The sequence below is a fragment of the Chloroflexota bacterium genome (assembly GCA_034717495.1).
GTDB lineage: Bacteria > Chloroflexota > Anaerolineae > JAAEKA01 > JAAEKA01 > JAYELL01.
The window spans coordinates 1-7,827 of sequence record JAYELL010000109.1; the positions used below are offsets into that span (position 1 = coordinate 1).

General features: G+C 58.7%; 8 protein-coding genes. 3 read left to right on the forward strand and 5 right to left on the reverse strand.

The window, feature by feature from the left end; translation table 11 throughout:
- The 3 genes from U9R25_19730 to U9R25_19740 all read left to right on the forward strand — a co-directional run.
- Positions 1-1,319: DUF5722 domain-containing protein (locus tag U9R25_19730; protein MEA3338124.1), on the forward strand; the 1,319-nt coding region annotated here is incomplete at its 5' end.
- 8 nt (positions 1,320-1,327) lie between these two features.
- Positions 1,328-1,495 (forward strand): hypothetical protein, encoded by a 168-nt coding sequence (locus U9R25_19735; GenBank protein MEA3338125.1) that lies wholly within the window; start codon positions 1,328-1,330, stop codon positions 1,493-1,495.
- 31 nt (positions 1,496-1,526) lie between these two features.
- Positions 1,527-2,957 carry a hypothetical protein gene (locus tag U9R25_19740; GenBank protein MEA3338126.1) on the forward strand — a complete coding sequence of 477 codons (1,431 nt, stop codon included), beginning with the start codon at positions 1,527-1,529 and terminating at the stop codon, positions 2,955-2,957.
- 406 nt (positions 2,958-3,363) lie between these two features.
- On the opposite strand, the gene U9R25_19745 is transcribed toward U9R25_19740, so the two are convergent.
- The 5 genes from U9R25_19745 to U9R25_19765 form a co-directional block, all read right to left on the reverse strand.
- The gene (locus U9R25_19745; GenBank protein MEA3338127.1) at positions 3,364-4,074 is read right to left on the reverse strand and encodes a succinate dehydrogenase iron-sulfur subunit; all 711 of its coding nucleotides are present in this window, start codon (positions 4,072-4,074) and stop codon (positions 3,364-3,366) included.
- Positions 4,075-4,402: 328 nt separating this feature from the next.
- The gene (locus U9R25_19750; protein MEA3338128.1) at positions 4,403-6,193 is read right to left on the reverse strand and encodes an FAD-dependent oxidoreductase; all 1,791 of its coding nucleotides are present in this window, start codon (positions 6,191-6,193) and stop codon (positions 4,403-4,405) included.
- An 18-nt stretch (positions 6,194-6,211) separates the two neighbouring features.
- A complete protein-coding gene (locus U9R25_19755) occupies positions 6,212-6,628 on the reverse strand; it encodes a succinate dehydrogenase (GenBank protein ID MEA3338129.1) in 417 nt (138 codons plus the stop codon).
- 10 nt (positions 6,629-6,638) lie between these two features.
- Complete coding sequence (sdhC, locus tag U9R25_19760; protein MEA3338130.1) at positions 6,639-7,061, reverse strand: succinate dehydrogenase, cytochrome b556 subunit; 423 nt, start codon at positions 7,059-7,061, stop codon at positions 6,639-6,641.
- Positions 7,062-7,644: 583 nt separating this feature from the next.
- Positions 7,645-7,827: IS5/IS1182 family transposase (locus tag U9R25_19765; protein ID MEA3338131.1), on the reverse strand; the 183-nt coding region annotated here is incomplete at its 5' end.

The window sequence follows — 7,827 nt, forward strand, 5'->3', positions numbered from 1 at the left end:
GTCGGGTTGGTCCACAGGGATGCCCCACCTGGCAAATGAAAACTTCGGCCGCGCCTCACCTGATGGAGCAGGAGGATAATGATGTAGCAGCAGCGGACTATCCCTACCCCACCGCGTCCACCATCAAGGGCCTGCAGGTGCGCATGGTGGATGACGCCATCAAGTTGGGGGTCAGGCACGCCGCACTCAATCTCAACCAGGGCAACATCGCCCGGCCCGAGCCGTCGCATAACACGGTGACCTACGTGATGGACGGCCGCCGGTTCTATTTCGATGAAACCTACCTTCGGGAATACGACAAGGAACTCAAAACCCTGTCCGACAACGGCATCGTCGTAAACCTGATTCTGCTCAACAGCGTCAAGTGGGCCGGCGTCGAAATCCACCCTGAGATGCGGGACATCCTGCTCCACCCCGATTACGACCCCGAAGGTTTCATCAGCGCCTTCAACGTGGTGACCGATGAAGGGTTTGCCCATTACCGGGCCTTCGTCGAGTTTGTGGCAGAGCGCTACACGCGACCCGATCAGAAGTACGGGCGTGCCTGCAGTTTCATCATCGGCAACGAGGTGGATGCCGGATGGGTTTGGTGCAATGCAGGCGAAAAGCCCATCGAGGAATATGTGCGGCAGCACAGCATCGCCATGCGCACGGCCTTCTATGCAGCGCGCAAGAAGTATGCCCAGGCGCGCGTATACCTGTCCCTGACCCATCACTGGAACGATAGTTGGAAAATGGAAGGGGTTGAAAACCTGCTGCGCTCCTACCCGGGCCGGCAAATCATCGAGGTGCTCAACACGCGCTGCCAGGCTGAGGGCGATTGGGACTGGTCACTGGCCTTCCATCCCTATCCGCAAGACCTCTTCCACGCCGATTTCTGGAACGACGATGAAGCGCTGGATTCGCTTGACTCCCCTCGTATCACCTTCCGCAACCTGCAGGTTCTCTCGCAGTATTTCGCCCAACCGCATCTGCTTTACGACGGCCGCATGCGCCATATCATCCTGTCCGAGCAAGGCTTTCATTCCGACGAAACCGAGCAGAGCGAGCGTATCCAGGCGGCAGCCTACGCGTTCGCCTATTGGAAGGTCCTGCAGTCGCCGGCCATCGAATCCTTCATCCTGCACGCCCACGTCGACAATAGGGACGAGTTTGATCTCAACCTGGGCATCTGGCGACGGGACAAAACCGCCGAGTCGGCCGACGCGCCAGGTACTGCCAAGCCGGTCTACCAGGTCTTTCGGGACATCGACGGCCCGCGGCAGGCGGAACTATTCGAGCAGGCGAGAGCTGTCGTGGGCAGCGGGAACTGGAAATAGCAGCGACCGTGCAGGAACTGCTCACCGGTCCCGACGCCAGGTCCGCCAATTCCTTTGAACAGCAAACTGCCATTGCGCCTGCGCTGCTGGACGACGTTCGCATCACCGCGGGCCAGGCAACCTGCGAGCTGCCGCCGCTCTCATTCGCGGCCGTGACCTTCTCCCTGTCGCGCTGATCGCGCCGCCAGTATCCATGCACGGGAGCGCATGCGCGCCGTCAATGAGGTCTTTGGCGTGGGCGGGCATCCTGCGATCCGCTCCGTAGCCGATTACGGCTGCCGGCAGACAGAGGTGCTGTTTCTCTATCCCCTCGACCTGGTGGCAGTGGACGAGCGCTTCGGCAGCTGGGTGGTGCAGTACGGTTATGCCAACTCCATCACCGCGGATAAGCTGGTACAGCGGGGAGAGGTGACGGCAGAGGGCCAGATGGCCGTAGGCGACGCGCGATACCGCGCCATCTGCGCGCTCTACGAGCCCTTTCCATCACGATTGCTGGTGGAATTGCTGACAGCTTTTGTCGAGGCCGGCGGTACCTTGATCTGGTCGGGTGTGCCCGCTCTTCGAGAGCGAGAGGGCCGGTCGCTGCCGCACGCATGGTGGAGAGAGTTGTTTGGCATCGAACTCACAACGACCAGGGATCCTCTCGGCCAGCCGCTGCCAGCCCGCCAGATAACCTTCGGCGGCGCGCTGGCCGGCGTCGCTCCCATGTCCATCCTAACCGACATGGTGGTGGACCGCGTGTGTCCGCTGCGGGCCCTGTCCGGCACCGAGACTGTGGCGACGTTGCGCAAAGGCGGAGCCAGCCACCCCCTTTGCGTGGGCACCCGCAAGCTGCATCCCCAGGGCGGCCAGGCCCTCTATCTCGGCTTCCGCCCGCGGGACGACCAGGCCGCGTCCACCGGGAAAGAAGTGCGAACCTGGTTCGAGATCCTTCACGCGGCGGGCGCCTATCCCGGTTCCGGCCTGTTCGCAGCGCAGGACAACCCCTCAGTGATCTCGCGTTCCAGCGAGTATGTTGCATCCAGCTTCCCCAATGGTGCCGTGGCCATCTGTCTCCACTACAGGCATCACGAGGAAAGCTGGCCTGGTGGTTTCTTCCGCGACGAGGAACTGGACGCCCGCATCATGCAGGAGAATCCCTTGCCACCCGACGATATCAATCTGGTGGACTGGCCAGTCGCCGGCCAATTGCTTCGCTTCAGAGGCCAGCACGCCGTAACCTGGCGTTGCGACGAAGATAGCAATCTGGTAGCCTTTGCCGGTTTCGGCTGCACGGGCATTGGTCTGGACAGCCGGCAGTGGTCCTGGTCCGATGAACCGGTTGACATCGCCTGGCACCCCCTCTCATCGGAACAGGCTACGGACGACTATGAGCCACTCTACCGCATATGGTGCGGCAGCACTGGCAGCGTGCGCCTGCCTTTGGGGCTGGATGGGACCGCGGACCTGGAAGTGTGGTTAGGTGCTTATCACCCGGTCGCTGACCGGCGTTGGGACGCTGTCCGCGGGCGAGTCGGAATCGGGGAGCGGCGCCTTACCTTCCGGCTGGATGACGGCGCGTTGCTTCTGGATGTTGATGAGTCGACCAGGGGACACTGGTTTTATGTGGTCAAGGGGTTCGATCAATCGTCATGCTGAGCGGGAGAACAGGTCGCACTCTTCGCTTACGCGTCTCAGCGAAGCATCTCGCGGTGCTGTCTGGGTCGTCAGGTGCACCGGGATGAGAGCTTCGCTCGGTGGATGAGGTTGCTCACACGCTGGATTCCCGCAGTCATCCTCGCGGACGCGGGGACCGCGGGAATGACGCTAAACGACAACCGTTGGCGTAGATAATTGGGCAGATGCGTAGGTCACGCTACCAGCGTGACATCTCTGGTAACTCGCATCGTCTAGCTCTCGCATCGTCTAGCTCTCGCATCGTCTAGCTCTCGCATCGTCTGCTGACGTGCTGACGTGCTGACGTGCTGACGTGCTGGCGTGACGTCACCGATCGCTGCCCGACAATGGCGTTCCGGCGCAAGTGTTAACAATTGACCATTGACAATTAGTCCATATCCTCCCCGCGCGACAGGATCGCTTTCTTCACCTCGCCAATGGCCCTGGTGATTTCAATCTCCCGCGGACAGGCCTGCACACAGTTGAAGACCGTCCGGCAGCGCCAGACACCCATCTTGTCGTTGAGGATCTCCAGTCGCTCTTCCGCACCCTGGTCGCGGCTATCGAAGATGAAGCGATGGGCCTGCACGAACGCAGCTGGCCCGAGGTACTCCTGGTTGGCCCAGAAGGAAGGACAGGAGGTGGTACACGCCGCGCAGAGAATGCACTTGGTTGTATCATCGAACCGTTCCCGATCCTCGATGGTCTGGAACTGCTCACGCCCTTCGGGCAGCGGATCTTCCCTGATGAAATAAGGTTTGACGGCACGATAGCTGGCAAAAAAGGGCTTCATGTCGACGACCAGATCCTTGATCACCGGCAGGCCACGCAAGGGCTCCACCGTGACCTTTTTGCCCAGATCCTGCATCAATACCTTGCAGGCCAGGCGGTTCCGGCCATTGATCACCATAGCATCGGAGCCACACACCCCATGGGCACAGGACCGGCGCAGAGTCAAGGTGCCATCCTGCTGCCACTTGACCTGGTGCAGTGCATCCAGCAACTGGTCGGTCGGGCTCACCTCCACGGTGTACTCGCCCCACCAGGCCTTTTCGTCCTTCTCCGGGATGAAGCGTTTTATGCGCAGCTTCACTAGCATAACTTACTCCTCTGCCAAAAACAATCGACAGCTGACCACCGACCACCGTCTTCTGAAAGCCGTCCACCGTCTTCTGGCTGCCGCCGTCCGCGGTCTGCCGTCTGTCGTCTTCTGAAAGCCGTCTGTCGTCTTCTGAAAGCCGTCCACCGTCTTCTGGCTGCCGCCGTCCGCGGTCTGCCGTCTGTCGTCTTCTGAAAGCCGTCTACCGTCTTCTGGCTGCCGTCCGCGGTCCGCCGTCTGTCGTCTTCTGAAAGCCGTCTGTCGTCTTCTGACTGCCGTCCGCGGTCTGCCGTCTGTCGTCTTCTGAAAGCCGTCTGTCGTCTTCTGATTAGTAGACTCTCTCCATCGGCTGGTAGCGCTCAATCACCACCGGCTTATAGTCCAGCTTATAATTGTCGCCTTCCATGGTGACCAGCGTATGCTTGAGCCAGTTCTCGTCGTCCCGCTGCTTGTAATCGTCCCGGGCGTGGCCACCCCGGCTCTCCCTGCGATTGAGGGCACTGATGGCCGTCACTTCCGCCAGATCGAGCAAACAGCCCAGCTCCCAGGCCTCCAGCAACTCGGTATTGAATCGCCTGCCCTGGTCGGCAACGACAACGCTCTTGTATTGCCGTTGCAGTTCCTGTATCTGTTCCAGGGCCTCAGTGATCAGAGCATCGGTGCGGAAAACACCCACATTGGACATCATCACTCGCTGCATGACCTGTCGAATGCCGGCAACTGAATGTTCCCCTGCACCCGATAGGAGTCCTGTCAATTCAGTCTCAACCCTGGCAGTCGGCGACGGTGGCAAAGGCGCCCAGTCTACTGTCTGGCAGAAATCGGCAATGGCAACCCCGCTGCGCTTTCCAAACACCACCAGGTCCACCAACGAGTTGGTACCCAGGCGATTGGCGCCATGCACGCTTACGCAGGCACACTCGCCTGCCGCGAAGAGCCCTGGCAGCACGGCATTGCCGGAATCGATCACCACTTCTCCATTCACATTGGTGGGAATGCCGCCCATGCCATAGTGTGCCGTCGGTTGAACAGGCATTGGATCCTTGATCGGGTCGATTCCCAGGTAGGTGCGGGTGAAATCGGCAATGTCGGGCAGCTTTCTTTCGATGTCCTCCGCAGTGATGCTACGCGGGCTGCCATCGGGATTGGTCGCGCCGTCCAACTCGAAGTACTTGTTGACCGTATCCGGGGTCACGTCCAGAAAAACATAGTCCTCACCATCGATACCCCTGCCTCCGGCCACCTCGAGGTAGATAGCGCGGGAGACCACGTCTCTGCTCGCCAGGTCTTTGATGGTGGGCGCGTAGCGCTCCATGAATCTTTCGCCCTCGCTGTTCAACAGCACGCCACCCTCACCCCGTACCCCTTCGGTGATCAAAATGCCCATCCTGGCAATGCCCGTCGGATGGAATTGGAAGAACTCCATATCCTCCATGGGCACACCCCGGCGCAAACAGATCGCGTTGCCGTCGCCCGTCAGGGCATGAGCATTGGAGGTGATGTTCCATACCCGGCCCCAACCTCCCGTGGCAAAGAGCACCGCCTTGGTGTGAAACACGTGTAGTTCGCCCGTATCAACCTCATACCCAACAATGCCCGCAACCCGTCCCTCGTTCAGCAACAGATCCATGACCTGAAATTCATCGAAAAAGGTCACATCGTTTTTGATGCACTGCTGGTAGAGGGTTTGCAGGATCATATGCCCGGTCCGGTCTGCCGCATGGCAGGCGCGCCGCACCGCTTGTTTGGTATCGTTGTTGGTATGGCCGCCAAAGGGCCGTTGGGAGATTTTTCCATCCCTGGTGCGATCGAAGGGCAACCCCATGTGCTCCAGTTCGAGTACGACCTCTATCGCCTCTTGACACATCAGGTCGACAGCATCCTGGTCCGCCAGGTAATCGCTGCCTTTGACAGTGTCGAATGCGTGCCACTCCCAGTGATCCTCTTCCACGCTGCCCAGGGCCGCGCCAATGCCACCCTGCGCTGCGCCTGTGTGGCTGCGGGTGGGATAGAGCTTGCTGACAACGGCCACATTGGCACCGCGGGAGGCGTAAAGGGCAGCCATTAACCCGGCGCCGCCACCACCTACGATTACTGCGTCGAATCGATGATGCTCCATAGTAAAATGCACTCCAGATTATAGCAACGTGTTAAAGAACGCGTTGATCGCCGTGCTTGATGGCTGATAGGTAAAAATGACCTGGGCACCCATGAGGAAAAGGATCAATACGATACCATACAACAGGGTCTTGACGAATAGATTCCAGCCTCGGGGATGGACCCAGTCATCGATGACCCAGCGCCCACCGTTGGCGCCGTGCAGCAAGGCGAATAACAGCAAGGCCAGATCATAGAGCTGCCAAAAGGGGCTCGCCCAACGACCGATGATCACGCTGTAATCGATGCGGTCGACACCGAGAAGAACGTGCATGAACATCAGATGGCCGACCGCGACAAAGAGAAGGACCAAACCACTGATTCTCATGAAATACCAGGAGAGGGCTTCGAACCTGCTTCTGCTCCCCGTGACCTGAGAAGTCGCCATTGTTGTCATCGTCATCTCCTTACAGCGGAATCCACCAGGGGGGCTCGAAGTGGAAGAGGGGCCCAATCGTCGTTATGGCGGCCGGAATAAAGAAGATCAATGTCACGACCAGGACAATGCGGAACATCGTCCGTTGCGTCTTCCAGTTAGAAAACCGTTCCGGTCGAAAATCCACCAGAATGATCCGTACACCGTTGAACGCGTGATACAACACCCCGAAGATCAAGGCCAACTCTGCTACTTTGAAAAGCGGATGGCTGTAGATGAAGAGAAACTTTGTGAATATCTCCTCGCCGACCCCGACCAAAAAGATGTCGACGATGTGCAAAAAGAGGAAGAGAAGGATTCCGATGCCAGCGACACGATGCAATAACCAGGCCCAGTGGCCCTCGCGCCCGCGGTAGCTAATCGTGTAATAAATGGATTCCAACGCCTGCGCCATGCAGAACTCCTTTCCACTCCGAAAAAGACACGAGCCAACCGATGCCCCCTAGCTGTGAATTAGTGCGCATTATATCGCCCACACCTTCAAAAGTCAAACAAAAATCAGTAAGAATGTTATGGGTGCATTCATAATCGCTTGATCTCCGCCCCCACTGGCACCGATCGGCAAGCTGACGTATAATCACCCGGTCTATCAGGTCTCACGCAGAAGCATCCCAATCCACCATCTGTCGTCAATGGCAACCGGACGAGTCATCAAGGTTCACTGCCGCTGCGGTCAACTCCTGTTCAAATACTACAAGGCAGGCCGCGGACGGTTGATCAAGTGTTATCTGGACCGGATCAGTAAAGATTTTGTGGGCGTCCAGGGTCTTCCAAACGGCGCTCGACCCCTTTGTCCCTCCTGCGGCAAGGACATTGGCGTTGTCGAATTTATCCGGCGCGGACCAGCGATTAAGCTGAACCAGGGCACCGTTCGCGAAACGAGGACCTAAAGTGATTCCTGATAGAGACCAGGAGTTTGTCAGCGCCATCGCCACCCGCTGGATGCCCGCCTACCTAGCTAGGCCGTGTTGACATTTCTAGCGCAACCAGATAAGGGTTGCAGCAAAGCGCAGGAAACCGAGATAACGCCGAGCAAGTTTATCGAATCGAGAGAAGATGCGGCGATATTGCTTGATCTTGTTGATGAAGCACTCGACCAGGTGGCGCTCCTTGTAAAGATGGACATCGTAATAACGGGGCTCCGTTCGGTTCTTGCGGCC

Excerpts from the sequence above, each read along its gene's own strand:
- U9R25_19740 (MEA3338126.1), top strand. The coding sequence starts at position 1,527 with ATGCGCGCCGTCAATGAGGTCTTTGGCGTGGGCGGGCATCCTGCGATC.
- U9R25_19745 (MEA3338127.1), bottom strand. The coding sequence starts at position 4,074 with ATGCTAGTGAAGCTGCGCATAAAACGCTTCATCCCGGAGAAGGACGAA.
- U9R25_19750 (MEA3338128.1), bottom strand. The coding sequence starts at position 6,193 with ATGGAGCATCATCGATTCGACGCAGTAATCGTAGGTGGTGGCGGCGCC.
- U9R25_19755 (MEA3338129.1), bottom strand. The coding sequence starts at position 6,628 with ATGACAACAATGGCGACTTCTCAGGTCACGGGGAGCAGAAGCAGGTTC.
- sdhC (MEA3338130.1), bottom strand. The coding sequence starts at position 7,061 with ATGGCGCAGGCGTTGGAATCCATTTATTACACGATTAGCTACCGCGGG.